Source organism: Enterobacter sp. CC120223-11 (assembly GCF_900215375.1).
Taxonomy (GTDB): Bacteria; Pseudomonadota; Gammaproteobacteria; order Enterobacterales; family Enterobacteriaceae; genus Scandinavium.
Genome location: NZ_OBEF01000012.1, coordinates 112,137 through 136,168 on the forward strand (window position 1 = coordinate 112,137; position 24,032 = coordinate 136,168).

Here is a 24,032-nt window from a genome sequence, read left to right on the forward strand (position 1 = left end):
ATTGCCGATGAATGCAGTTTACGTTATGGTGAAGATCACATATCTGATTATTACCCGGCGCTACCTTATCCCTACTAAATCAGGCAGGAAATTTATATGCAATATATCCTGTCGAATGTTGCTTATGGCGCTAATCTGTATATCTCCTGATTTTTTAAGCCCTGCGGAATCCGTTGTGGGTCGATAATTATATAAGAAATTAAAATCGGGAAATAAAAAAGTCTGACTAATAAAAGTTATAAAATTTGCGTTAAGGGAATACTTTAACCATGTACACACAGACAATATTTGAATTGAGTCAGGAAGCCGAGCGCCTGCTCGCTCTGGCGTTGCAACATCTCGCTACTCTGAACGGGCTTCCGGGCCACTCGTTTAGCGATTTGCAGGCCTTGTCGGAGGCGCCTGGGGGGGCGCATAGCCGTCATCCGGGGAATCATTTACTGAGTACCCAGCAGGGCACGCTGAATAACGAGCTGCGCAAAATTACTCGCCTTGAAATGGTGCTGGCAATTGTCGGCACAATGAAAGCCGGGAAATCGACCACCATTAATGCCATTGTGGGGACGGAGGTTCTACCGAACCGCAATCGCCCGATGACGGCATTACCAACCCTTATTCGTCACACCCAGGGCCAAAAAGAGCCGGTGCTGAATTTTATTCATGTTGAACCTATAGAGCGCTTAATGCACGAACTGCAGGAGAAGCTTTGCAGTATCGATCGGGCAAAACTGGCGCTCAGGCTGGAAATGGATAAAGACATGAACGTGCTGCTCGACCGTATTATCGGCGGCGTCGCGTTTGAAAAACATTACCTCGGCGCACAGCCGATATTTCAGTGCCTGAAAAGCCTCAACGATCTGGTGCGGCTCTCCCGGGCGTTGGACGTTGATTTTCCCTTCGCCGACTACGCCGCGATTGAGCACATTCCGGTGATTGAGGTGGAGTTTGTTCATCTGGCGGGGCTGGGCGAAAACGCCGGACAGCTGACGCTGTTGGACACGCCGGGGCCTAACGAGGCCGGACAGCCGCATCTGCAAAAAATGCTCAATGAGCAGCTCGCCCGCGCGTCGGCAGTGCTGGCGGTGATGGATTACACCCAGTTGAAGTCAATTTCCGATCAGGAAGTGCGGCAGGCCATTGCCGCGGTCAGCAAGTCGGTACCGCTCTACGCGCTGGTCAACAAGTTCGATCAGAAGGACCGTAACAGCGATGATGAAGATCAGGTGCGGGCGATGATTTCCGGCACCCTGATGAAGGGCTTTATTACGCCGGGGCAGATTTTTCCGGTGTCGTCGATGTGGGGCTATCTGGCTAATCGCGCCCGCCATGAGCTGAACATCCACGGCAAACTGCCCGATCACCAGGAGCAGCGCTGGGTGCAGGATTTTGCCGAGGCGGCGCTGGGCCGCCGCTGGCGCACCGCCGATCTGGATGACGTCACCCACATTCGCCACGCTGCGGATTTACTGTGGGAAGATTCGCTGTTTGAAAAGCCGATTAACAGGTTGCTGCATGCGGCACATGCCAATGCTTCCCTGTTCGCGCTGCGTTCCGCTTCGCACAAGCTGCTCAATTATGCGCAAAACGCGAGGGATTTTCTGGAGTTCCGCCTGCAGGGGCTGACGGTGGCCGCCGGGCAGCTGCAGGAGAATATCGCGCGGCTGGAAGAGGACATGGCGCAGTTTGGCGTGCGTCAGCGGGTGGTCAGCGAAGAGATTCATCACGAAGTCGGCCAGGCGATGGAGGCCGCCGAAACCTTTATCGCCGGGCAGCAGCAGGAGATTTTGCAGCTTATCGACAGCAGTTTCAGCCCCGACAACCTGAGGTTGATGAGCCTTTCTCACGGGGCGGAACTCAACTGGTCGCAGCAGGCTGGCAGCGGTGAGCTTATCCTTGAAGACGAAGCGCAGGCCACTCGCCTGCTCAATATCATCCGTGCGGATTGCGAAAGTACGGTGTTTGCCTGCCAGCAGACCCTTATCCGCGAGCTGTCGTTGCGCTTCAGCCAGCTGGAAACGTCGCTCAGCCGTTCGCTGGACGATGCCCTCAAGCCGATTGAATCTCACGTGAAGGAAGAGCTGCATCGTGCCGGGTTCCGCACGCGGATCGCGCTGCCGGTGTTTCAGTCCGGCGCACTGCAAATCACTATGCCGCACTGGTTTAACGGCACCATCGAGACGGAAGATTTGCCGGTGGGCAGCGTGCGCGGCGGGATGCGGGAAACCGTCAGCCGCTGGCTGAACAATCCCAACTGGGGTTGGGACGACTATGTGTTGACCAAAACGCGTTATATCATTGATGTAAATGCCATTAAGGGGCGAATTGTCGACAGCGTGTCGACCTTCTGTGCACAAATCCTTAAAGCTTTGGCTACGCAAGTCGATGTCTCTGTTACGGCGGGAATGGAGACCTTCTTTGCAGAGTTTTCGCAGAGCCTCAGCGGCCTACAGAAAAGTTTGCAGGAGAGCCTGACGTTACGCCAGCAGCATCAATCCACGGTTAACGCGCTCTGCCAGCAGCTCACGCAGGGCCTCGCGACGGTGCGCTGGATTGAAGAGGATGCGCGCCTTTTGCGCGATGACATTCAAACCCTTTTTGCGGCTGAACAAAGATGAACACGCGATTGCTGGAGGGGCCGGGCCGCTGTCTGGAATCCCTCCATGCCCGATTTATAGTGGATCTTGTGCTGGGGATTGAAAACCCCCGGCAGCACAGGCTCGCCCCGCAACAGCAACAGTTTCGCGAACGCCTGATGAATGAAATTCTGGCACAAACGCAGCTGCGCCCCTGGTCGGTGGCGGGGTTGTTCAGCGATAATCCCGCCATGCGCCTCGGGCTTGCGGAGAAGCTCGCCAGTCAGTTCGATCCTGGCCATCTGGCGCTGGATCGCATGAGCCATTATTTGCGGCTTTTGCAGGCCAGAAGCCAGGGCTCGCCTGAGCTGCGACAGCAGTATGTGCTTATCAGTGAGCAGTTCAGCCAGCGTGCAGAGTACAAGCTGCGGGCGCTGACGCAGCGCGGGCTCATGGTGGAATCGGGTATTCACAGTGATGAGGTATTTACCCGCTGGCACGCCGGTCAGTATGACGGGTGGTCGCTGGCGGGCCGCTGTTTTATCGTGCTGGAGGAGTTGCGTTGGGGCGCTTTCGGCGATGCGTGGCGGCTGGCAAACGTCGAAGTGCGTACCTTGCTGAAGGACAGTCTGCGTTCAATGGCCTCCCAGTACCTTGGCGAGGGCATAGGCGCGGCAAAGGAAACGCGGCATTTTTATCATCAGTGGCTGGCCTCACCGACGTCCGTTGGCCTGATGGATCATAAAGAGATGCTGGCGTGGCTCGGGAGTCGTTGTGATGCGGTGCTGCAGCCTGTGTGCTGGTCGGTGACGCAAACCTGGCAGCCGGTGGCGCTGGGGATGCCGCGGCTTTGTTCGGCAACGAGGCTGGTGGATGCGATGATTGAAGAGTTGTTCGTGGATGAAGTTTGATTGCCGGGCGAGATGCCGCCCGGCATTTGTCTGCTTAATGGTGCAGGGATTCTGCCGCCACAGCCTCCGGCTGCTTTGCCTGAACCTTACCAAAACGTTTGGCATACAGTGCCGTGATAATCGGTACCAGGATGGCGGTGACGATGACGCTCGCTGCGACCAGCGCCGTTGCCGAAGCGGCAACCGGTTCAAAGGCTGGGTTAATCTGCGCGATAATCACCGGGTTTGCCACCGCAGCACCTGCCGCTGAAGACGCGGCCACACCTGCCGTCCCGTTCCCACCGCCAATCACACGGTCGGCAATAATCAGCGGAATACCGGTGATAACAATCACTGCCACGCCCAGCACGATACCCAGCAGGCCGGTGTCCATGATGACGCCCAGGTTAATGGTGTTACCGAGTGCGAAGCCGAAGAACGGAATCAGCACCGGAGTTGCCTTACTGAAGAAGGCGCGGAAATCGTGGTCGAGGTTACCCAGCGTAAAGCCAATCAGGAACGGCAGCACAGCCCCGACGAAGTGATGTGGTTCAAAAGAGGCGAGGCCTGCGGAACCGAGGATAACCATGGTCATCAGCGGGCCGGATTCCAGCGACATCAGCACGAACGCACCCGATTCTTCTTTAGAACCGTACTGGTTCATCAGGCTGGCGTACAGGCCGCCGTTGGTCATGTCCATGGCGGACACCAGTGCCAGTACGGAGAGTCCGGCGAAGAAACCGGTCTGAATACCTTCGTCAGGAATAAAGGAGGCTGCAATCATTGCCACGACCCAGGCAACCGCAATTTTCGTGATGACCAGCGTGCCTGATTTGCGTAAAACCGTGCCGGTGGCGCGTAAATCAATGGAAGCCCCGATGCAGAAGAACCAGACCGCCAGAATAGGTACCGTTCCGCCGATCATCCCTTTCGTGAATGAACCAAAATAATTCCCGGTATCCGGCGCAAAGGTATTTAATACGGCACCGAGCAGTAACGGGACTAACATCATCCCGCCGGGGATACGTTCAATCGTGGCTTTAATTTTCATTTTCTATCCTCACTTCCCTGAAGCCCGCAGACCGGGAAGACATGAAAAAGAGTCTCAACAAATTAGCCGATGAGAAAATCGGGTATCTGTTTGTTTATCTGAGCAAAACTAAGCAGAGGTAGCCTGTCTGGTGTGCTGCTGTCCGCAGCGGGGTGATGCTCTGGCGTTATAATGCGATCATTGGAATATTGATTCAATGAAAATAAAACGGTGTTTTAGTTGTGTGGATCACATATTCAGAGGAAAGGCGATGGCCGCCATTAATAATGAGTGGGGCTGTGAATTATATGTAAATAAATGTCGAGTGAAATTCGTTAGCACAGCAATTACATTCAGGCTGGATGATGTGCAAATCGAGGATGGAAAAGGGTTTTATCTGCCGCAGAGACAAGTCCGCATATAAGAAAGGGACTAAATCCGATTTGAACTTATTGACGTTTCATGAATCAACTTAACAGTAAGCAATATTTTCCGTGAAGTTGATCACACATATAAACGCTGTTAGGGTAAGAAAGAAAGTATCACTACACACAGAGGTTTTGGTCAGAATCTTTTACTGCCAGAGCAGGCGTCAACAGGTTCGGTTGTACAGGCTGTGAGCAGCCAGTGTAAGTAAACCTGCTACGCTTGAAATGTGGGGCCCGGCCATTTTACCGCCCCGCTACCGCACCCGCACGAACCTTTGCGTTCGTTACCCCTGGCGTGCGCTCACGGCGATAGTTAACGAGGACAACATGCTAAAAAGGAAAAAAGTTAAGCCGATTACGCTGGGCGATGTCACCATCATCGACGACAGCAAGCTGCGCAAAGCGATCACCGCCGCGTCGCTCGGTAATGCGATGGAATGGTTCGATTTCGGCGTTTACGGTTTTGTGGCCTACGCCCTTGGTAAGGTCTTCTTCCCGGATGCCGATCCCGGCGTTCAGATGATTGCCGCTTTAGGGACTTTCTCTGTTCCCTTCCTGATCCGCCCGCTTGGCGGCCTGTTTTTCGGAATGCTAGGCGATAAGTACGGTCGCCAAAAAATCCTGTCTATCACCATCATCATCATGTCGCTCAGTACCTTCTGTATCGGTCTGATCCCGGGGTATGCCACCATTGGCATCTGGGCACCGATCCTGCTGCTGCTGTGTAAGATGGCGCAGGGCTTCTCGGTGGGCGGTGAGTACACGGGGGCTTCTATCTTCGTTGCCGAGTATTCGCCTGACCGTAAACGCGGCTTTATGGGCAGCTGGCTCGACTTCGGTTCGATCGCGGGCTTCGTCCTTGGCGCGGGCCTGGTGGTGCTGATTTCCACCATCGTCGGCGAAGACAACTTCCTCGACTGGGGCTGGCGTCTGCCGTTCTTCCTGGCGCTGCCATTAGGCATTATCGGTTTGTATCTGCGTCACGCGCTGGAAGAGACACCCGCCTTCCAGCAGCACGTCGAAAAGCTTGAGCAGGGCGATCGTCAGGGCCTGCAGGAAGGGCCGAAGGTTTCGTTTAAAGAGATTGCCACCAAACACTGGCGTGCGCTCTTGGTTTGCGTGGGGATGGTGATTTCTACCAACGTCACCTACTACATGCTGCTGACCTACATGCCGAGCTACCTGTCGCACAACCTGCATTATTCCGAAGACCACGGTGTGATGATTATCATCGCCATCATGGTCGGGATGCTGTTCGTGCAGCCGATTATCGGTATGCTGAGTGACCGTTTTGGCCGCCGTCCGTTTATTCTGATCGGCAGCGTGCTGCTGTTTGTGTGCTCGATTCCGGCGTTTATCATGATCAACAGCGATGTTATCGCTCTGATATTCTCCGGCCTGCTGCTGCTGGCGGTGATCCTCAACTGCTTTATCGGTGTAATGGCATCGTCGCTGCCGGCGATGTTCCCGACCCATATCCGCTACAGCGCGCTGGCAAGTGCGTTTAACATTTCGGTACTGATTGCGGGTCTGACCCCGACGCTGGCCGCATGGCTGGTGGAGTATACTCAGAACCTGATGATGCCTGCGTATTACCTGATGGTCATCGCGGTGATTGGCCTGCTGACAGGTATCACCATGAAGGAAACGGCTAACCGACCGCTGAAAGGCGCCACGCCAGCCGCGTCTGATATTCAGGAAGCGAAGGAAATTCTGCGCGAGCATCACGACAATATCGAACAGAAAATCGAAGATATTGATGCGGAGATTGAAGCGTTGCAGGCGAAGCGTTCCACCCTCGTGGATCAGCATCCGCGCATTAACGAATAAGATTGGGTTTTGAAGCTGACGAAACGCCTTCCAGCCGGAAGGCGTTTTTTTATGCCCGATTAGCACCCGGCGGCAATGTAATCGCCGTTGGCGCTGATCGGGATGACGGTTAAAAACAGCACCACGGCAAACAGGATTATCAGCGCTCCGCCGATGATTTTCACCGCAGGCATCAGCCAACGGATCTGGCTGGTGCCTTCACCAAACCACGCCACTGCACGCTCGCGCGCGTAGCGCACCGCCAGCGACAGGCCAAGAATCGACAGCGCCGTGCCAAAAGCCATCGTCATGACCGCCATTATCCCCCAGGTGACGATCCCGAGTGCGTTTGAGAACAGCAGGATCATAATTGCACCGCTGCACGGGCGTGCGCCGATAGCGAGCACGATCCCCGCACGAGTTTTCCAGTCGGCATGGGTGATATCCGCACCTACGCCGTGATGCCCACAGCCACAGTCTGCGCCGTGCGCGTGCTCCTGCACGGGTGTGAGTCGGCGAATACGCATTGCTTTCGGTTTCAGGCTTTTGAGCGCTTGCCAGATAACGAACGCGCCGAAGCTGCCAATCAACACGGCGCTGATTTTTTCGATGTACCAACGGCTTTCGCTGAGATCGCCGGAAGCCAGATTCATCCCCACCGCGAGAATGAACACGAACAAAATGGCGCTGACGCCCTGCATAAGGCTGCCGATAAACGGCACCACCCGCGCGGCAAGCAGACTTTCTTCGTGGGTACTGAGATAGGTGGTGACAATAAATTTGCCGTGACCGGGGCCGATGGCGTGCAGCACACCATAAATGAAGGAGCCGACCAGCAGCCACAGACCACCGCTGTACTGGTGGTTATTGAGCTGCAACAGGTACATCACCAGGTAGCGGTGCAGCGTGATTTGGGTGGCGAGGCACCACTGGATAAAGGCGGGCCAGTGGGCATGCAGCTGGAAGGCAAAGGCCAGCAGTACGGCGGCAAGCAGTATGGCCGTGGGGATACGCCAGTCACGCCGGGCAACAGAAGTCGTCATAATCAGAATGCGTCGTCAGCAAAGGAATAGGGCAAGTATAAGGGAAGGGTGGCGAAAAGGGGCCAGCCCGCAGGCTGGCTTTGTGTCAAAGGGTGTCTGCTACAGATAGCGCTCGAGCCGCTGGAGGAGCAGGCGGTTCTCCTGCCTGAGGCGTTCGTTTTCATCCAGCAGGGTCAGCGTCACGGCGATGCCCGGCCAGTCGAGCGCCAGTTCACGGCGCAGGCGGAGCGCACGATGCACGACGGTCACGGCACGGTCGTCAAACTGCCAGCCCTTGTCGGCACCCGTATCAGGTTCAATGACGCCCAGCCCGACGATTTCGTCGAGCTCCTCTCTGGAGACGCCGGTATGCAGACAAAACTCCGTTACGGTGAAAGTAATGGTCACATTAGCCATGATTTTTACCCCACTGCTGGCGCGGCTCAAAGGTGGATTGGGCCTCTGCCAGCCGTTGCCACAGCGCGGCGGTTTTCTCATCCGCTTTTGGTGGCATCACGATTTTAATCACCGCGAACAGATCGCCGGTGTGCTGTTTGTTCACCAGGCCTTTGCCTTTAATGCGCAGCCGTTGCCCGGCCTGGCTGCCCGGCGGAATAGTCAGCAGAATGGAGTCTTTGAGCGTCGGTACCGTGACTTTCGCCCCCAGCGCGGCTTCCCACGGCGCAAGTGGCAGCACGATTTCCAGATTGTGGCCGACGATATCAAACAGCGGATGCGGCGCGATGCGGATGATAAGCCACAGGTCGCCCGCAGGCCCGCCGTTATCGCCCGGCGTGCCCTGGCCTTTCAGGCGAATGCGCTGCCCGTCGCCGACGCCTGCCGGAATTTTGACGTTGAGCGTTTTGGGGATTTCCTGTTCGACAATGCCAAACACGTTGTACACCGGCAGTTTATAGCTGATGGGGCGCGTGTGGGCTTCGAGCGTTTCCTCAAGGAACACGGCAACTTCAATTTCCACGTCGTGACCACGCGCCGAATGACGCTGATGCGACTGCTGAGCGCGCTGGCCAAATATAGAAGAGAAGATGTCGTCGAAATCTTCCTGGCTGTAGCCCTGCTGCTGACCGCCGGAATGTGGCTGCTGGCGGAACTGCGGATCGTTGCGGTGCGCCCACATGGCATCGTACTCGGCGCGGCGCTGTTCATCGTTCAGTACTTCCCAGGCTTCAGCCACTTCTTTAAAGCGCGCTTCGGCATCGGGCTCTTTGCTGACGTCAGGGTGATATTTGCGGGCGAGGCGGCGGTAGGCGGTCTTGATGGTCTTGAGATCGTCCGTCGGCTTCACGCCCATGATGGCGTAATAATCCTTTAATTCCATGGCATTATCTCTTGTAAATGACACAAACAGAGCAGGTTCCCTGAAGAACTTGACGTTGTAAGTGTAGGATACGCCTGTGGAAGGGGGAGGGGAAATGGGGGAGTACAAAAGTAAAAAACCAGCCCGTAGGCTGGTTTCTTTAAATTAGTGGTGCCCGGACTCGGACTAACGCCGAAGGAGTTTGAACAACGCGCTCGTCGCGTTGGCCCCGAAGGGGTGAGCCGCTTTGCGGCGAATCATCGAACCCGTTCGATGCAGAGTCCAAACGCCAAAAGCAAAAAACCAGCCCGTAGGCTGGTTTCTCTAAATAGTGGTGCCCGGACTCGGAATCGAACCAAGGACACGGGGATTTTCAATCCCCTGCTCTACCGACTGAGCTATCCGGGCAACGGGGCGTATTAAACCCTAATCGGGGGAAGCCCGTCAACCCAAATCACCGAAAACCGGCGCGTTTGCTTAAGTTTGCGGCAATTTGCGCAAATTGGCTGCTATTCGCGACGGTCAGCGTGAAATCAGGTGAGTGCGCCACCTGAACGGCAACGGGCGAAGCGTAAAATATCCTCTGCCAGCCGCTGCGCGGTGTCGACGTCCTGCTGGCTGCGTTTGACCAGCAGGCGGCTCAGACAGCCCTCCAGCACCAGCTCCATTTGCCTTGCGACCATCGTCGGGTCATCCACTTCAAGCTTTGACAGCAGCTCATGAGTGAACTCATGCGCGGCACGTTTCTGCAGATCCGCGAGCTGGTGAATCGGGTGCTCCGGGTCCGGGTAGAACGTACAGGCTGCGATAAACAGGCAGCCAGGGTAGCGGTTATTGCTGACGCATTCGGTCAGCGCGCCGTAGCGGGCCAGTATTTTTTGCTCGTGGCTCAGCTCCTCATTGAGGATCAGCTGGCGACGCCAGATATCGACTTGCTGGCTGAGATAGCGCAGCACGTCATACAGCAGCGCTTCTTTGTCGGGCCAGAAGCGCTTCAGGTCGTCGAGCGGCATGCAGGCCTCTTCGGCCACCATGTCCAGCGTTGTGTCGGCAATCCCTTTAATCTCAAGTAATTGCAGGGCTTTCCCCAATACGTCTTCGCGTTGCACGGCTTTATCCTCCGTTTATCCCTTTAAAAGTGTCGTTTACCGGGCCAGTTTCTGCAAATGCGCATGAAACGCGGCGGCATCCATAAATCCGGCAACCCGCATGGCTGGGATCTCTTTACCTGCGGTATCAAAAAACAGAATGGTCGGCAGACCCGGAACGTGCAACTGTTTTAGCAGAGCAGCATCCTGGGCTGTGTTACGCGTCACGTCGGCCTGAAGCAAAACGCTGCCTTTTAACGCCTGCTGCACCTGCGGATCGCTAAAGGTGTATTTCTCAAACTCTTTACAGGCCACGCACCAGTCTGCGTAGAAATCGAGCATCACCGGTTTACCTTTGGCCGCGATGAGCGCCTGATTGAGTTCATCCACATTGCTGATGCGCGTGAAATTCAGGTGTGCCTGCTGCTGCGTTTGCGTGGTGCCAAATGCCCAGTCCTGCAACGGACGAGCGCTGATAAGCGCGGCGGCCAGCAGGATAATCTGCATCATCCGCAGCCAGGGTTTGCTCGCCGAAAGGCTGGTGATAAAGGCCCAGCCGAAGAAGGCGACGCCGAGCATCGACCACAGGCGTAAGCCCCAGACGTCACCGATGATGCGTTCCAGTAAGAATACGGGGAGCGCCAGAATGACAAACCCGAAGGCAATTTTGACCTGCGCCATCCACGGGCCGCTTTTCGGCAGCAGGCGGTTGCCAAAGACGGTGACCAAAATCAGCGGCAGGCCCATACCGAGTGCGTACAAATAGAGCGTGCCGCCCCCGAGCCACAGGTTACCGCTCTGGGCGATGTATAGCAGAATGGCGCTCAGCGGCGCGGTAGTGCAGGGCGAGCAAATCAGCCCGGCGATGGCACCCATGGCGAACACGCCGCCTGCGGAGCCGCCTTGCTGACGATTACTCATCAGCGTCAGGCGGGTTTGCAGCGATGACGGTAGCTGCAGGCTGAACAGGCCAAACATGGAGAGCGCCAGCAGAATAAAGACCGCAGAGAGGCCAATCAGCACGTAAGGGTGCTGGAGCGCTGCCTGGAACTTCATACCTGCCGCAGCGACCACGAGGCCCAGTGTCGTGTAGGTCAGTGCCATACCCTGAACGTAGATAAATGCCAACAGCAGCGCGCGCCCTGTAGACAGGCGCTTTTGGCCGCCGAGGACAATGCCGGAGATGAGTGGGTACATCGGCAGCACGCAGGGCGTGAAGGCGATGCCGATACCGATCAGCAGCGCCCAGAGAGCGGAGAAGGGGAGTTCGGTGTTGGTTTCTCCCCTCACCCCGGCCCTCTCCCCAGAGGGGAGAGGGGGAACAGCAGGTGATGCTTCGGTGGACTGAGGGGAAGCCGTCACCGCGCTCAGCGGCACCACTTTGGTTTCAGGCGGGTAGCAGAAACCGGCCTCGGCGCAGCCCTGATAGGTCACCGTCAGCGTGGCGCCTTTACTGGCCTGTTCAACCGTGAGGGGCAGCGTCAGCTGATGGCGATAAATTTCGCTTTTGCCAAAGAATTCATCTTCATGCCATTCGCCTTTTGGCATCAATAATGGCGACACGGAAGCCTGAGCGGGAGTGATGCTCACCTGCTTACGATACAGGTAGTAGCCATCTTTTATCTGCCAGCTCAGATTCAGGTCGTGCGCGTTCTGCTGAAAATCGAAGGCGAAAGCCTGGTCGGCAGAAATAAAGTTTGAGCGGCCGGGGGCGTCAAACAACCCGGCGAAGGCCGATGTGCTGCACAGCAGCAGGATCAGCGTAAGGATGCGTTGAGCCATGAGAGGTAATCGTTGTCTCCGTGAGAAACGGGTAAAACCAGCAGTTCCGGGGTCTGATACGGGTGGTGAGCCTTCAGGCAGTCCAGCAGCGTCTGCTGATGAGCGGTGTCAGATTTCAGCAGCATCTGCACTTCATACTCCTGCTCCAGCTTGCCTTCCCAGTAATAGAGAGAGGTCGCGCCGGGCAGCAGCGTCACGCAGGCGGCGAGTTTCTCTGCCAGCACTTTGGCCGCTAAATCCTGGGCAGTGGCTTCGTCCGGGGCGGTACAGAGAACAACAACGGCTTCTGGCTGGGTCATCGGCAACCTCGTATCGGCGAAAAAAGGCACTATAGCACGATGCGGGGAGGAGACATGAACGACGCGGGCCGCTGAGCGGCCCGACTTTAAGTAATTTTACAGAATAAAACTGCCGAGCAGGAAACCGAAGCAGACTGAGAAAATCACGCCCATGGTGCCTGGAATGAAGAACGGATGGTTAAACACAAAGCGGCCAATGCGCGTGGTGCCGGTGTCGTCCATCTGCACCGCCGCAACCAGCGTCGGGTAGGTCGGCAGAATAAACAGGCCCGATACGGCAGCAAACGAAGCCACGGCGGTCAGCGGGGAGACGTTCAGCGCCAGCGCCATTGGCATAAGGGCTTTCGCCGTTGCCGCCTGGGAGTAGAGCAGGGCGGAGGCGAAGAAGAAGATCACCGCCAGCAGCCACGGATGGCCCTGAATCACGCTGCCCGCCGTCTCTTTGATCCAGTCGATATTGTGGGAAACGAAAGTGTCGCCGAGCCAGGCCACGCCGAGAATACAGATACAGGCGCTCATCCCGGCCTTAAAGGTGCTGGAGCTCAGAATGCTGTCGGTTTCGACCTTGCAGATAATCGTCGTCAGGGTGGCAACGCTCAGCATGATGATCAGAATCGCGTTGGTGGTGTTCATCAGCGGTTTGGCGACCAGACCGAGGCTGGGGCTGTTAATGATGGCATAGGCCACCACGCACACCACGCCCAGCAGGAACAGAAACACCGACAGTTTTGCTTTCGGTTTGATCTCCATCTGGCGTTCACCGCGCAGCTCAATCAGCCCTTCTTCCAGACGCTTCAGGTACACCGGATCGTCAGAGAGCTTTGAGTTAAACAGCATTGTGACGAGGAAGGACATCAGCAGCACCGCCATCAGCGTGGATGGAATCACTACCGAAAGCAGATGAATGTAGCTGACGCCGTGGCCTTCCATAACGGAGGACATATACACCACGGCAGCGGAAATCGGGGAAGCGGTAATCGCAATCTGCGCGGAGACAACGGCGGTGGAGAGCGGACGGCAAGGTTTGACGCCTTGCTCTTTCGCCACTTCAGCGATAACCGGCAGCGTGGCCAGCGAGATGTTGCCGGTACCCGCAAAAATGGTCAGGAAGTAGGTAACGATCGGGGCCAGAATGGTGATGTATTTCGGGTTACGGCGCAGCAGCTTTTCCGTTTGGTTGACCAGGTAGTCAAGACCACCGGCGATCTGCATCGCGGAGATCGCCGCAATCACTGCCATGATGATGGAGATGACGTCGAATGGAATTTTGCCAGGCTCCACGCCAATCGCGGCAAGAACCAGTACGCCCAGGCCACCCGCATAGCCTATACCAATTCCTCCCAGCCTGGCGCCAAGAAAGATCGCCGCTAATACAATGATAAGTTCGATGACTATCATGATCGCTTCCCTTGATTGTTAGATGTTGGATACTTAAATGTTATTTTTTTGATGTTCCAGAAAAGAAAAAAGGCACGTCAGCCGACGTGCCTTGCCTGATTTTAACCTGAATTATTACTGTTCGCTTTCATCGGTAAAACGCTTAGCTTTGTAGGCCGGGTGCATCAGGTTCTGTGGCGAGAAGATATCATCCAGCTCTGCTTCGGTCAGCAGGCCGCGCTCCAGCACTACTTCACGCACGCTCTTGCCGGTTTCCGCACAAATTTTGCCGACGATATCGCCGTTGTGGTGGCCAATGAACGGGTTGAGGTAGGTGACGATGCCGATGGAGTTGTAGACATAGCTCTCACACACTTCTTTGTTGGCGGTCACGCCGTTGATGCATTTTTCCAGCAGGTTGTAGCAGGCGTTGGTCAGGATGTGGATGGATTCAAACATCGCCTGGCCAATCACTGGCTCCATCACGTTCAGCTGCAGCTGACCCGCTTCGGAGGCCATGGTGACGGTCGTATCGTTGCCGATAACCTTGAAGCACACCTGGTTGACGACTTCCGGTACAACCGGGTTCACCTTGGCTGGCATGATAGAAGAACCCGCCTGCAGCTCCGGCAGGTTGATTTCGTTCAGGCCAGCGCGCGGGCCGGAAGAGAGCAGGCGCAGGTCGTTACAGATTTTCGACAGCTTCACCGCCAGGCGCTTCAGGGCACTGTGAACCATCACATACGCGCCGCAGTCGGAGGTGGCTTCGATCAGGTCTTCGGCAGGCACCACCGGCATGTTGGAGACTTCCGCCAGCTTCTGTACCGCCAGTTGCTGATAGCCGTCCGGGGTATTCAGGCGAGTACCGATGGCCGTCGCGCCGAGGTTCACTTCCAGCAGCAGTTCAGAGGTGCGCAGCAGGTTTTTCGTCTCTTCGTTCAGCAGCACGTTGAAGGCATGGAATTCCTGACCGAGGGTCATTGGCACCGCGTCCTGCAGCTGGGTGCGGCCCATCTTCAGGATGTCCTGGAATTCGACCGCTTTGCGCTGGAAGCCGTCGCCTAACTGATTGATGGCATCAATCAGTTTTACCACGGAAGCGTATACCGCGATGCGGAAACCGGTTGGGTAGGCGTCGTTGGTGGACTGGCATTTGTTGACGTGATCGTTCGGGTTCAGATACTGATATTCACCCTTCTGATGGCCCATCAGCTCGAGGCCAATATTGGCCAGCACTTCGTTGGTGTTCATGTTCACGGAGGTGCCCGCGCCGCCCTGATAGACGTCAACCGGGAACTGATCCATGCATTTGCCGTTATTCAGGACTTCATCACATGCGGCGATAATGGCGTTAGCGACACCTTTTGGAATGGTGTGCAGCTCTTTGTTCGCCATCGCAGCGGCCTTCTTCACCATCACCATCCCGCGAACGAATTCCGGAATGTCGCTGATTTTGCTGTTGCTGATGTAGAAGTTTTCAATCGCTCTCAGAGTGTGGACACCGTAATACGCGTCCGCTGGAACTTCCCTGGTACCCAACAAGTCTTCTTCGATACGAATGTTGTTTAACATGTGAACCTTCTTGATTAATCTGCCAATGATTTCACCGTACACACAGGATGAGTAAGGTCATGTGTGTTTTTTGACCGACGATAATTTCCTTAATCGGCCCGATGCCCACGATCATATGCTGATCATAGCGAATTGCCGTAATCTGGATCACTTAAAATGTGCCCACAGGAATTAGATTTATTAATCTGTGAAATGAATCACCGCAAAAACCGTGCGGGAAAAAAGCGTGATGTGGTGGATTGAAAACGGTGAAATAGCCTCCATCTCCTGAACACGCGAATCGCAAACTCATTCAAACCGTCGCCACGAGCGGCGGTTTTCAACAGGAGAAACCAGTGCGCTGGATACCGCTCATTGCCATCTTTTTATACGTTTACATCGAGATCTCGATTTTTATTCAGGTTGCGCACGTGCTGGGCGTCTTCCTGACGCTGATGCTGGTGATTTTCACCTCGGTAATCGGGATGTCGCTGATTCGTAATCAGGGCTTCAAAAACTTCCTGCTGATGCAGCAGAAAATGCAGGCGGGTGAAAGCCCGGCGGCAGAGATGATTAAGAGCGTGTCGCTGATTATTTCCGGCCTGCTGCTGGTGATCCCAGGCTTCTTCACCGATTTCCTCGGCCTGCTTCTGCTGTTGCCGCCGGTGCAAAAGCACCTGACGCTGAAGCTGATGCCGCACCTGCGCTTTGCGCGCACGCCGGGCGGTGGTTTCACCTCGCCTGATGTCGGCGGCGATACCTTTGAAGGGGAGTATCAGCGTAAGGATGAACGGCCTGAGCGTTTAGAAGATAAAGACAATCGTCACGATTAATCTTGCAGCCCGGTGGCGCTCCGCTTGCCGGGCCCGTGAAGTTATGCGGTCATTTATAGGCCGCATCCGACCATCAGCTGTTCTTCCGCTCAGGCAAAAATAGCCACAGTGCTGCCAGCATCACGATGGCATACAGGCTTTTCACTCCGATCATTGCCAACAGCAACAGGCACAATATTCCGCCCACTATCGCCAGCGCCCTGAAGCGACCTTTTAGTAACCGGCAGCCCGCCAGCATGCACAGCAGATAGATCATAATGAAAATGCCGTTGGCGTAGATGATGAGCGCCTCGAGATTGATATTCAGTGCATAAATACAGAGCGTGCTCAGTACGCAGCAGCCGAGTACCGCATTCAGCGCGTTGAGCGGAATCTGTCTGCCCGTGAGCTGAGCCAGACGACCGTGCGGACGATACTGCGCCTGGGACCACACCAGGCGGGCGAAGCTTTGAATATAGATATTAAGGCTCGCGAAGCAGGCCAGAAAGCCCACCACGCTTGCCGCCCACAGCGCCTTCACGCCAAACAGCATCACGACGATTTCAGGCAGCGACGCCGCTGCGGCTTTCTCTGCGCCGAAGGCGTGGAAATGCAGCACCAGCACGGTACAGGCCCAATACACTGCCCCGGCAAGCATCAGGCCAATCATAAGGGCACGCGGAAAGTCGCGCTCCGGCTGTTTAAACTCAGAGGCCATGTGTGCGAAGGCTTCCAGCCCGACGAAACACCAGAACATCACCGACAGCGCGGCGAAAAGCTGTGAGCTGTCAACCTCTGCGACCGGCGGGAAAGGGATCGCCGAAAGGGTGATGCCGCCGGCCCACCAAAGCACGACGATCAGCCCGACGATAAGAAGAGCGACAAGGGTTTGCAGGTTGGCGCTGGTGCTGGCGCCGCGAGAGCCAACCCACCAGACGATTGCCAGCGTGCCGAGCTCTGCCAGCAGCAACTGCTCGTCGTGCCAGCCAAACAGCGCCTGAGTGAACCCGGTGGCAATATGCAGCGCCGCAGGCAAACCCACCGGGATCACCGAGAGAAACAGCCAGCCGGTGACGCGTTCCAGGCGAGGGCCAAACGCCATGCCGACGAAATGCGCCACGCCGCCCGCGCTCGGATAATGGCGGCCCAGCAGCGCAAAGACGATGGCTATCGGGAACACCAGAAGAATCAGTACGGGCCATGCCCACAGGCTGTTGTCGCCCGCGACCAGCGCGGCCAGCGCCGGAACCGCAAAAACGCCGGTGCCCAGCAGCGAGGTGGACAATAAACCTACCCCCTGCGCCAGCCCCAGCTCCTGTTTTAAACCGCTCATCGCCTCACCCTGTTGCACAAAAGCGATCATCGTAGCATTGATGTTGTTGGCGACCTTTTGTGACGAATGCCCATTTCAAAATTTTTTTTGATTTTGCCCCTTGAAGGGGTTTGCCCCCACCCCCATCTCTCTGGTCACTAGCCGGAAAACCGACCGCGGCCCGGCGTCACCATAACTGATAAAGACTTTCTCAAAGGAGAGCTATCAATGAGTATTCGTCCGTTACATGATCGTGTGATCGTCAAACGTAAAGAAGTTGAATCCAAATCTGCGGGCGGCATCGTGCTGACCGGAAGCGCAGCAGGCAAATCAACTCGTGGCGAAATCATCGCTGTCGGTAAAGGCCGCATCCTGGATAACGGCTCCGTGCAGCCGCTGGACGTTAAAGTGGGCGACATCGTGATCTTCAACGACGGCTACGGCGTGAAGTCCGAGAAAATCGACAACGAAGAAGTGCTGATCATGTCCGAAAGCGACATCCTGGCAATTGTTGAAGCGTAATCCATTCGCACACTGACAAACGAATTTAAGGGAAAGAACAATGGCAGCTAAAGACGTAAAATTCGGTAACGACGCCCGTGTGAAAATGCTGCGCGGCGTAAACGTACTGGCAGATGCAGTGAAAGTGACCCTGGGCCCGAAAGGCCGTAACGTGGTTCTGGATAAATCTTTCGGTGCACCGACCATCACCAAAGATGGCGTATCCGTAGCGCGTGAAATCGAGCTGGAAGACAAGTTCGAGAACATGGGCGCACAGATGGTGAAAGAAGTGGCCTCCAAAGCGAACGACGCAGCGGGCGACGGCACCACCACTGCAACCGTACTGGCTCAGGCGATCATCACTGAAGGTCTGAAAGCCGTTGCGGCAGGCATGAACCCAATGGATCTGAAGCGCGGTATCGACAAAGCTGTCGCTGCGGCCGTTGAAGAACTGAAAACCCTGTCCGTGCCATGCTCTGACACCAAAGCGATTGCACAGGTTGGTACTATCTCCGCTAACTCCGACGAAACCGTAGGTAAACTGATCGCTGAAGCGATGGATAAAGTCGGTAAAGAAGGCGTGATCACCGTTGAAGACGGTACCGGTCTGGAAGACGAACTGGACGTGGTTGAAGGTATGCAGTTTGACCGCGGCTACCTGTCTCCGTACTTCATCAACAAGCCGGAAACCGGTGCAGTTGAGCTGGAAAGCCCGTTCATCCTGCTGGCTGATAAGAAAATTTCTAACATCCGTGAAATGCTGCCAGTTCTGGAAGCCGTGGCGAAAGCAGGCAAGCCGCTGGTTATCATCGCGGAAGACGTTGAAGGCGAAGCGCTGGCGACTCTGGTTGTTAACACCATGCGCGGCATCGTGAAAGTGGCTGCGGTTAAAGCACCTGGCTTCGGCGACCGTCGTAAAGCGATGCTGCAGGACATCGCCACTCTGACCGGTGGTACCGTTATCTCTGAAGAGATCGGTATGGAGCTGGAAAAAGCGACGCTGGAAGACCTGGGTCAGGCGAAACGTGTTCTGATCAACAAAGACACCACCACCATCATCGATGGCGTGGGTGAAGAAGCGGCGATCCAGGGTCGTGTGACTCAGATCCGTAAGCAGATCGAAGAAGCAACTTCTGACTACGACCGTGAAAAACTGCAGGAACGCGTTGCTAAACTGGCTGGCGGCGTAGCCGTTATCAAAGTTGGCGCGGCGACTGAAGTTGAAATGAAAGAGAAGAAAGCGCGCGTTGACGATGCCCTGCACGCGACCCGTGCTGCGGTCGAAGAAGGCGTGGTAGCAGGCGGCGGCGTTGCGCTGATCCGTGCAGCTTCCAAGCTTAGCGACCTGCGTGGCGTGAACGAAGATCAGAACGTGGGTATCAAAGTTGCCCTGCGTGCGATGGAAGCGCCTCTGCGTCAGATCGTGCTGAACTGCGGTGAAGAGCCGTCTGTTGTTGCTAACACCGTTAAAGCCGGTGAAGGTAACTACGGTTACAACGCTTCTACCGAAGAGTATGGCAACATGATCGACATGGGTATCCTGGATCCAACCAAAGTGACCCGTTCTGCACTGCAGTATGCGGCCTCTGTTGCTGGTCTGATGATCACCACCGAGTGCATGGTTACCGACCTGCCAAAAGGCGACGCACCTGACTTAGGCGCAGCCGGTATGGGTGGTATGGGTGGCATGGGCGGCATGATGTAATTTCCCGTCATCCTTCAGGCTGCAGTCGCGTTGGATGCGTTCGCTCACCCCAGTCACTTACTTGAGTAAGCTCCTGGGGATTCACGAACTTTCCGCCTTCCTGCAACCAGAATGATTTAGGGAAACGTTATGTATTAATAAACCCCTGTGGCAGAACATGCCACGGGGGTTTTTCTTTTGGTCATCTTTTTAGTATAACGTTCAAACGGACAAGTCGTGTCCAGCCCATTAATAACGAGGAATAACATGCGCGTAAAAGTCTGTGCAGGGATCGTCGGTGCCGCTTTAGTACTGGCAGGCTGCAGTTCCAGTAATGAACTGACCGCGGGCGGGCAGAATGTTCGCTTTGTTGAAGATAAGCCGGGCACTGAATGCCAGCTGGTCGGCACCGCAACGGGCAAGCAGAGCAACTGGCTCTCTGGTCAGCAGGGTGAAGAGGGCGGTTCAATGCGCGGAGCGGCGAACGCACTGCGCAACCAGGCGGCAGCCATGGGCGGCAACGTGATTTACGGCGTCAGCAGCCCGACTCAGGGAATGCTGTCCAGCTTCGTTCCGACCGACAGCGAAATGATCGGCCAGGTTTATAAATGCCCGAACTGAGTGACTTCGCTCGATCGTGATAATGACGCCCTCCATTGTGAGGGCGTTTTGTTATCTGCGGTACACTGACATCAGCTCTGCCGCAGCTGCAAATCCAGCGGCGTTTTGCTCGGCTCGCCGCCAATTTCGCGGGCCAGTTTGGGAACCATATAGCCTGAAACCAGCGTCAGCAACTCGCGCACAATGGCTCTGGCTTCATCATCGCTCACCATGAAATGCGCCGCGCCCTGCACTTTATCGAGCACGTGCAGGTAGTAAGGCATCACACCAGCATCAAACAGGGCATTGCTGAGGTTGGCTAACGTCTGCGCATTGTCGTTCACCCCTCGCAGCAGCACGCTCTGGTTCAGCAGCGTTACGCCAGCCGTTTTCAGTTTGCGCATTGCCTGGCGGAATTCATCATCAATTTCCTGGGCATGATTGATGTGATTCACCAGCAGGATTTGCAATGAAGAGCGTGTAAAACGCTCCGTCAGCACATCCGTAATGCGCGCCGGAATAACAATCGGCAGGCGGCTGTGGATACGCAGGCGTTTGATGTGCGGAATGGCCTCCAGCGCGTCGAGTAGCCAGGTCAATTCATGGTCTTTCGCCATCAGCGGATCACCGCCGGAGAAGATAATCTCATCCAGTTCCGGGTGAGCGCTGATGTAATCCAGCGCCGCCTGCCAGTTGCGTTTGTTGCCCTGATTATCGGCGTAAGGGAAATGGCGGCGGAAGCAGTAGCGGCAGTTGACCGCACAGCCACCTTTCACCAGCAGCAGGGCACGGTTGCGGTATTTGTGCAGCAGGCCGGGCACCACGCTGTGCTGTTCTTCCAGTGGGTCGGTGCTGAAACCGGGAGCGGCAACAAACTCCTGCTGTGAAGTCAGCACCTGCAGCAGCAAGGGATCGTTCGGGTTGCCTTTCTCCATGCGAGCGGCAAATGCTCTCGGCACGCGCAGGGGGAATAAACGCTTCGCTTCGCGTCCAGCGGACAAATTTTCATCAGCGTCTACATTTAAGAGACGCAGCAGCTCATCGGGATCGGTGATTACATCGGCAAGTTGCGATAACCAATCTTCTCTGGATGGGGTGTTTAGGGTTACAATATGCGCCATTTTGTGGCTTAGCTACCAGTTAACAAATTTAGAGGGCCTTATGGCGACTTATTCTAGCAACGATTTCCGTGCCGGTCTTAAAATCATGATGGATGGCGAACCGTACTCGGTTGAAGCCAGCGAGTTCGTAAAACCAGGCAAAGGCCAGGCGTTCGCACGCGTTAAGCTGCGCCGTCTGCTGACCGGTACTCGCGTTGAGAAAACCTTCAAATCCACCGACTCCGCCGAAGGCGCAGACGTAGTGGACATGAACCTGACTTACCTCTACAACGACGGTGAGTTCTATCACTTCATGAACAACGAAACCTTCGAGCAGCTGGCTGCCGATGAGAAAGCCGTCGGCGACAACGCCAAATGGCTGCTGGATCAGGCTGAGTGCATCGTGACCCTGTGGGACGGTCGCCCAATCGCCGTCACCCCACCGAACTTCGTTGAGCTGGAAATCGTTGAAACCGATCCAGGCCTGAAAGGCGATACCGCAGGTACCGGCGGCAAGCCAGCGACCCTGAGCACCGGCGCTGTGGTTAAAGTTCCACTGTTCGTGCAGATTGGCGAAGTGATCAAAGTTGACACCCGCTCTGGCGAATACGTTTCTCGCGTGAAGTAATTCATGCTATAAAATTCGGCACGGCAATAATGCTGTGCCGTTTTTTCTTTAAGGGCAGGGATGATGAACCGTTTATTCAAACTCTTCTTTGCGCTGCTGTTCAGCAGTGTACTGCTTTCCGGCTGTAATACCTTTCACGGCTTTGGTCAGGATGTCGAACATCTTGGCAACTCAATCTCCCACGCTGCCAGCAAATAATTTCCCATCGTCTTAAAAGTCGATCCTTTCCGTCCATACGCGGGGATCTTGTCTATGCTTATGTTGCTACAACACAATTATTCTCTGGCAATAAAAGGATGACATCATGATTAAGAAGACCATTGCTGCGTTTTTTACTCTCCTGGTGCTTTCTTCGGCTCTGACTGCCTGTAATACGACGAAGGGTATGGGCGAAGACATTTCCAGTGGGGGTCAGGCTATTTCAGGTGCAGCAACCAAAGCCCAGAACTAAAGCTGTTCGGTACGGCTTGCTGGCCGTACCGCTATTCCACGCACTCGGCTGTCGGAATAAAAGGCGAAAAGCGATTTTCAACGTTGAGCTTCACGCGAATATTACGCTTGTAGGTATAGACTGTTTTCCCCGTAATCTGCATTTCGCTGGCAATGGCTTGATTGCTGGCACCCTCCATCCACAGCGATAACACTTTTTCTTCCTGACGCGTCAGCAGAGGCGTGGCGGAGCGTGTCGGGTGAATCACGGGGCCGCTGTTTAAGACCGCCATGATGTGACTATCCAGATCCTCGAGCGAAGCTTTCTTTGCGACCTCCCGCCCGACATTTTTGAACGCCAGTGGCCCACTCTGAAAGCGTATCAGGCGCGAGCGTTGTTCACAGGTGGCGAGCAGTGCGGGCAGAAAATGTGATTGCTGAATATCGTCCTGAAAGCCGGCGAAATCGGCAATAACCAGATGCGGCATCCAGCTTTCAATGTGGGCTTTCGCCAGTAACAGGCTGTTCAGATGGGTGACTAAAAACGACGAGGGATCGCCATTGACCTGCTGTAGCCATTTCTCCAGCCCGAGGCGGGTAAAGCAACAGCGATCAATAATCAGGATTTTATACATGCCGGGTCGATGAGTACTTCATAGTTGTGGGGCAAGACGCCATGAAGCCATCATAGAGAAGGTTACCTGCGGATAAAAAGGCGATCTCCGCAGTTAAATGCGCCTAATTCACCCTATCAGCGTAGAAAAGTGACTTAATCTAAATTTCTTGCATCCCCGAGGCGGGAAGCTAGAATAGAGTCTCTTCATCACCTTGTGGGACGACCCGCAAGCGTATCTCAAAAGCCGGGGACGACCCCAATACGGAGTCAAAAATGTCCTGGTTAATTCTGGTGGTTGCCGGTCTTCTTGAAGTGGTCTGGGCTGTCGGCCTGAAATACACCCATGGTTTTACGCGCCTCGTACCGAGCGTGATTACGGCGACGGCAATGATAGCCAGCATCGCGCTGCTGTCATGGGCGATGAAAACGCTGCCGGTCGGTACGGCCTACGCTATCTGGACCGGTATCGGTGCAGTCGGTGCCGCCATCACCGGTATTCTGCTGCTGGGCGAATCCGCCAGCGCAGCGCGAATTTTTAGCCTCGCGCTGATTGTCTGCGGCATTATCGGCCTGAAGCTCAGCGCTCACTGATAGGTCTGGTTCACCCAAATCAGCTTCTGCACGGGGAAACCCTGCCGGGTCGCGATGTCCAGCATCTGCTGCTTCATTTCCGGGGAGATGGTTGGCGTGCGGGCGAGGATCCACAAGTAGTCGCGATCCGGCCCGCAGACCAGCGCGTGGCGGTACTCTTTATCGACCGCCATGACGTTATAGCCACCGTAGAACGGGCCGAAGAACGAAACTTTCAGCGCGGCCCTGTCGGGCGATCCTGTGAAATAAGCCACACCGTCGGTCTTCTGCCACATCCCGCGGTCGGGATTCCAGCCCTTATTCAGCACGTTGATGCCCCCGTCGCTGCGCGAGCTGTAGGTGGCGGTGACTTTCTCCAGGCCGCTTTCAAAATTGTGGTCCAGGCGGGCAATTTCATACCAGGTGCCGAGGTAACGATTGGCATCAAAAGGGGAAACGACGGTGACGCCGGACGGCGGCACAGGATTACTACAGGCAACAACCAAAAACGCAGCAGCAACAGTCGCAATGATGGGCAGCAGACGCATGGCAATGTCCTTGCAGGATTTTTTGTAAGTGTAGAACCGTGCGAGAAAAATGTGCGGGCCGCGGA

Annotated in this window: 24 protein-coding genes and 1 tRNA gene; 11 read left to right on the plus strand and 14 right to left on the minus strand. The window is 55.5% G+C overall.

The window, feature by feature from the left end:
* The first annotated feature begins 269 nt into the window (after positions 1-269).
* The gene (gene crfC, locus CRO87_RS14935; RefSeq protein WP_097163734.1) at positions 270-2,615 is read left to right on the plus strand and encodes a clamp-binding protein CrfC; all 2,346 of its coding nucleotides are present in this window, start codon (positions 270-272) and stop codon (positions 2,613-2,615) included.
* The gene (locus CRO87_RS14940; RefSeq protein ID WP_097163735.1) at positions 2,612-3,484 is read left to right on the plus strand and encodes a diguanylate cyclase regulator RdcB family protein; all 873 of its coding nucleotides are present in this window, start codon (positions 2,612-2,614) and stop codon (positions 3,482-3,484) included. The genes crfC and CRO87_RS14940 overlap by 4 nt, the downstream gene beginning before the upstream one ends.
* Before the next feature lie 34 nt (positions 3,485-3,518).
* On the opposite strand, the gene kdgT is transcribed toward CRO87_RS14940, so the two are convergent.
* Positions 3,519-4,514 carry a 2-keto-3-deoxygluconate transporter gene (gene kdgT, locus CRO87_RS14945; RefSeq protein WP_097163736.1) on the minus strand — a complete coding sequence of 332 codons (996 nt, stop codon included), beginning with the start codon at positions 4,512-4,514 and terminating at the stop codon, positions 3,519-3,521.
* Between the two features lie 734 nt (positions 4,515-5,248).
* On the opposite strand from kdgT, the gene proP reads away from it, so the two are divergent.
* The gene (gene proP / locus CRO87_RS14950; protein ID WP_097163737.1) at positions 5,249-6,751 is read left to right on the plus strand and encodes a glycine betaine/L-proline transporter ProP; all 1,503 of its coding nucleotides are present in this window, start codon (positions 5,249-5,251) and stop codon (positions 6,749-6,751) included.
* A gap of 59 nt (positions 6,752-6,810) precedes the next feature.
* Here the strand turns inward: proP and CRO87_RS14955 are convergent, their stop codons facing one another.
* The 9 genes from CRO87_RS14955 to aspA form a co-directional block, all read right to left on the minus strand.
* Positions 6,811-7,773 carry a nickel/cobalt transporter gene (locus tag CRO87_RS14955; protein ID WP_097163738.1) on the minus strand — a complete coding sequence of 321 codons (963 nt, stop codon included), beginning with the start codon at positions 7,771-7,773 and terminating at the stop codon, positions 6,811-6,813.
* Between the two features lie 99 nt (positions 7,774-7,872).
* Positions 7,873-8,169 (minus strand): chaperone modulator CbpM, encoded by a 297-nt coding sequence (gene cbpM, locus CRO87_RS14960; RefSeq protein ID WP_097163739.1) that lies wholly within the window; start codon positions 8,167-8,169, stop codon positions 7,873-7,875.
* Positions 8,162-9,091, minus strand: a complete 930-nt coding sequence (gene cbpA / locus CRO87_RS14965; protein WP_097163740.1) for a curved DNA-binding protein — start codon at positions 9,089-9,091, stop codon at positions 8,162-8,164. Before cbpA ends, cbpM begins: the two co-directional genes overlap by 8 nt.
* A gap of 311 nt (positions 9,092-9,402) precedes the next feature.
* Positions 9,403-9,478: transfer RNA gene (locus CRO87_RS14970), tRNA-Phe, on the minus strand.
* Positions 9,479-9,603: 125 nt separating this feature from the next.
* Positions 9,604-10,179, minus strand: coding sequence for a transcriptional regulator (locus CRO87_RS14975; RefSeq protein WP_097163741.1), 576 nt, complete (start codon positions 10,177-10,179; stop codon positions 9,604-9,606).
* A 36-nt stretch (positions 10,180-10,215) separates the two neighbouring features.
* Positions 10,216-11,940, minus strand: coding sequence for a protein-disulfide reductase DsbD (locus tag CRO87_RS14980; RefSeq protein WP_097163742.1), 1,725 nt, complete (start codon positions 11,938-11,940; stop codon positions 10,216-10,218).
* Positions 11,916-12,239, minus strand: a complete 324-nt coding sequence (gene cutA / locus CRO87_RS14985; RefSeq protein ID WP_097163743.1) for a divalent cation tolerance protein CutA — start codon at positions 12,237-12,239, stop codon at positions 11,916-11,918. Before cutA ends, CRO87_RS14980 begins: the two co-directional genes overlap by 25 nt.
* A 96-nt stretch (positions 12,240-12,335) precedes the next feature.
* Positions 12,336-13,637 carry an anaerobic C4-dicarboxylate transporter gene (locus CRO87_RS14990; protein WP_097163744.1) on the minus strand — a complete coding sequence of 434 codons (1,302 nt, stop codon included), beginning with the start codon at positions 13,635-13,637 and terminating at the stop codon, positions 12,336-12,338.
* A 114-nt stretch (positions 13,638-13,751) separates the two neighbouring features.
* Positions 13,752-15,188: an aspartate ammonia-lyase gene (gene aspA / locus CRO87_RS14995; RefSeq protein WP_097163745.1), complete on the minus strand. Its 1,437-nt coding sequence runs from the start codon at positions 15,186-15,188 to the stop codon at positions 13,752-13,754.
* A gap of 335 nt (positions 15,189-15,523) precedes the next feature.
* Here aspA and CRO87_RS15005 point away from each other — a divergent pair, with 335 nt between their 5' ends.
* Positions 15,524-16,000 carry an FxsA family protein gene (locus CRO87_RS15005; RefSeq protein ID WP_097163746.1) on the plus strand — a complete coding sequence of 159 codons (477 nt, stop codon included), beginning with the start codon at positions 15,524-15,526 and terminating at the stop codon, positions 15,998-16,000.
* Between the two features lie 73 nt (positions 16,001-16,073).
* On the opposite strand, the gene yjeH is transcribed toward CRO87_RS15005, so the two are convergent.
* The gene (gene yjeH / locus CRO87_RS15010) at positions 16,074-17,312 is read right to left on the minus strand and encodes an L-methionine/branched-chain amino acid transporter (protein WP_097163747.1); all 1,239 of its coding nucleotides are present in this window, start codon (positions 17,310-17,312) and stop codon (positions 16,074-16,076) included.
* A gap of 207 nt (positions 17,313-17,519) precedes the next feature.
* Here yjeH and CRO87_RS15015 point away from each other — a divergent pair, with 207 nt between their 5' ends.
* The 3 genes from CRO87_RS15015 to CRO87_RS15025 all read left to right on the plus strand — a co-directional run bounded on the left by CRO87_RS15015 (position 17,520) and on the right by CRO87_RS15025 (position 20,097).
* Positions 17,520-17,813, plus strand: a complete 294-nt coding sequence (locus CRO87_RS15015; RefSeq protein WP_005120976.1) for a co-chaperone GroES — start codon at positions 17,520-17,522, stop codon at positions 17,811-17,813.
* Positions 17,814-17,853: 40 nt separating this feature from the next.
* Positions 17,854-19,497, plus strand: coding sequence for a chaperonin GroEL (groL, locus tag CRO87_RS15020; protein ID WP_097163748.1), 1,644 nt, complete (start codon positions 17,854-17,856; stop codon positions 19,495-19,497).
* Between the two features lie 246 nt (positions 19,498-19,743).
* The gene (locus tag CRO87_RS15025; protein ID WP_097163749.1) at positions 19,744-20,097 is read left to right on the plus strand and encodes a DUF4156 domain-containing protein; all 354 of its coding nucleotides are present in this window, start codon (positions 19,744-19,746) and stop codon (positions 20,095-20,097) included.
* Between the two features lie 71 nt (positions 20,098-20,168).
* Here the strand turns inward: CRO87_RS15025 and epmB are convergent, their stop codons facing one another.
* Entirely contained in the window at positions 20,169-21,197 is a 1,029-nt protein-coding gene (epmB, locus tag CRO87_RS15030; RefSeq protein WP_097163750.1) for an EF-P beta-lysylation protein EpmB, read from the minus strand.
* Positions 21,198-21,237: 40 nt separating this feature from the next.
* Between epmB and efp the strand changes: the two genes are divergently transcribed.
* The 3 genes from efp (at position 21,238) to ecnB (ending at position 22,255) form a co-directional block, all read left to right on the plus strand.
* Complete coding sequence (efp, locus tag CRO87_RS15035; protein ID WP_097163751.1) at positions 21,238-21,804, plus strand: elongation factor P; 567 nt, start codon at positions 21,238-21,240, stop codon at positions 21,802-21,804.
* Positions 21,805-21,864: 60 nt separating this feature from the next.
* Positions 21,865-22,002, plus strand: a complete 138-nt coding sequence (locus CRO87_RS15040) for an entericidin A/B family lipoprotein (RefSeq protein ID WP_097163752.1) — start codon at positions 21,865-21,867, stop codon at positions 22,000-22,002.
* 106 nt (positions 22,003-22,108) lie between these two features.
* Complete coding sequence (ecnB, locus tag CRO87_RS15045; RefSeq protein ID WP_097163753.1) at positions 22,109-22,255, plus strand: lipoprotein toxin entericidin B; 147 nt, start codon at positions 22,109-22,111, stop codon at positions 22,253-22,255.
* A 31-nt stretch (positions 22,256-22,286) separates the two neighbouring features.
* Here the strand turns inward: ecnB and CRO87_RS15050 are convergent, their stop codons facing one another.
* Entirely contained in the window at positions 22,287-22,868 is a 582-nt protein-coding gene (locus CRO87_RS15050) for a LuxR C-terminal-related transcriptional regulator (RefSeq protein ID WP_097163754.1), read from the minus strand.
* A 254-nt stretch (positions 22,869-23,122) separates the two neighbouring features.
* Between CRO87_RS15050 and sugE the strand changes: the two genes are divergently transcribed.
* Positions 23,123-23,440 (plus strand): quaternary ammonium compound efflux SMR transporter SugE, encoded by a 318-nt coding sequence (sugE, locus tag CRO87_RS15055; protein WP_097163755.1) that lies wholly within the window; start codon positions 23,123-23,125, stop codon positions 23,438-23,440.
* On the opposite strand, the gene CRO87_RS15060 is transcribed toward sugE, so the two are convergent.
* On the minus strand, positions 23,434-23,967 hold the full coding sequence (locus CRO87_RS15060; RefSeq protein WP_097163756.1) for a lipocalin family protein: 534 nt from the start codon (positions 23,965-23,967) through the stop codon (positions 23,434-23,436). The two genes, sugE and CRO87_RS15060, sit on opposite strands and share 7 nt — an antisense overlap.
* Positions 23,968-24,032 lie beyond the last annotated feature (65 nt).

Coding starts and splice junctions, on each gene's coding strand:
- crfC (WP_097163734.1), top strand. CDS start 270: ATGTACACACAGACAATATTTGAATTGAGTCAGGAAGCCGAGCGCCTG.
- CRO87_RS14940 (WP_097163735.1), top strand. CDS start 2,612: ATGAACACGCGATTGCTGGAGGGGCCGGGCCGCTGTCTGGAATCCCTC.
- kdgT (WP_097163736.1), bottom strand. CDS start 4,514: ATGAAAATTAAAGCCACGATTGAACGTATCCCCGGCGGGATGATGTTA.
- proP (WP_097163737.1), top strand. CDS start 5,249: ATGCTAAAAAGGAAAAAAGTTAAGCCGATTACGCTGGGCGATGTCACC.
- CRO87_RS14955 (WP_097163738.1), bottom strand. CDS start 7,773: ATGACGACTTCTGTTGCCCGGCGTGACTGGCGTATCCCCACGGCCATA.
- cbpM (WP_097163739.1), bottom strand. CDS start 8,169: ATGGCTAATGTGACCATTACTTTCACCGTAACGGAGTTTTGTCTGCAT.
- cbpA (WP_097163740.1), bottom strand. CDS start 9,091: ATGGAATTAAAGGATTATTACGCCATCATGGGCGTGAAGCCGACGGAC.
- CRO87_RS14980 (WP_097163742.1), bottom strand. CDS start 11,940: ATGGCTCAACGCATCCTTACGCTGATCCTGCTGCTGTGCAGCACATCG.
- cutA (WP_097163743.1), bottom strand. CDS start 12,239: ATGACCCAGCCAGAAGCCGTTGTTGTTCTCTGTACCGCCCCGGACGAA.
- CRO87_RS14990 (WP_097163744.1), bottom strand. CDS start 13,637: ATGATAGTCATCGAACTTATCATTGTATTAGCGGCGATCTTTCTTGGC.
- aspA (WP_097163745.1), bottom strand. CDS start 15,188: ATGTTAAACAACATTCGTATCGAAGAAGACTTGTTGGGTACCAGGGAA.
- yjeH (WP_097163747.1), bottom strand. CDS start 17,312: ATGAGCGGTTTAAAACAGGAGCTGGGGCTGGCGCAGGGGGTAGGTTTA.
- CRO87_RS15015 (WP_005120976.1), top strand. CDS start 17,520: ATGAGTATTCGTCCGTTACATGATCGTGTGATCGTCAAACGTAAAGAA.
- groL (WP_097163748.1), top strand. CDS start 17,854: ATGGCAGCTAAAGACGTAAAATTCGGTAACGACGCCCGTGTGAAAATG.
- CRO87_RS15025 (WP_097163749.1), top strand. CDS start 19,744: ATGCGCGTAAAAGTCTGTGCAGGGATCGTCGGTGCCGCTTTAGTACTG.
- epmB (WP_097163750.1), bottom strand. CDS start 21,197: ATGGCGCATATTGTAACCCTAAACACCCCATCCAGAGAAGATTGGTTA.
- efp (WP_097163751.1), top strand. CDS start 21,238: ATGGCGACTTATTCTAGCAACGATTTCCGTGCCGGTCTTAAAATCATG.
- CRO87_RS15040 (WP_097163752.1), top strand. CDS start 21,865: ATGATGAACCGTTTATTCAAACTCTTCTTTGCGCTGCTGTTCAGCAGT.
- ecnB (WP_097163753.1), top strand. CDS start 22,109: ATGATTAAGAAGACCATTGCTGCGTTTTTTACTCTCCTGGTGCTTTCT.
- CRO87_RS15050 (WP_097163754.1), bottom strand. CDS start 22,868: ATGTATAAAATCCTGATTATTGATCGCTGTTGCTTTACCCGCCTCGGG.
- sugE (WP_097163755.1), top strand. CDS start 23,123: ATGTCCTGGTTAATTCTGGTGGTTGCCGGTCTTCTTGAAGTGGTCTGG.
- CRO87_RS15060 (WP_097163756.1), bottom strand. CDS start 23,967: ATGCGTCTGCTGCCCATCATTGCGACTGTTGCTGCTGCGTTTTTGGTT.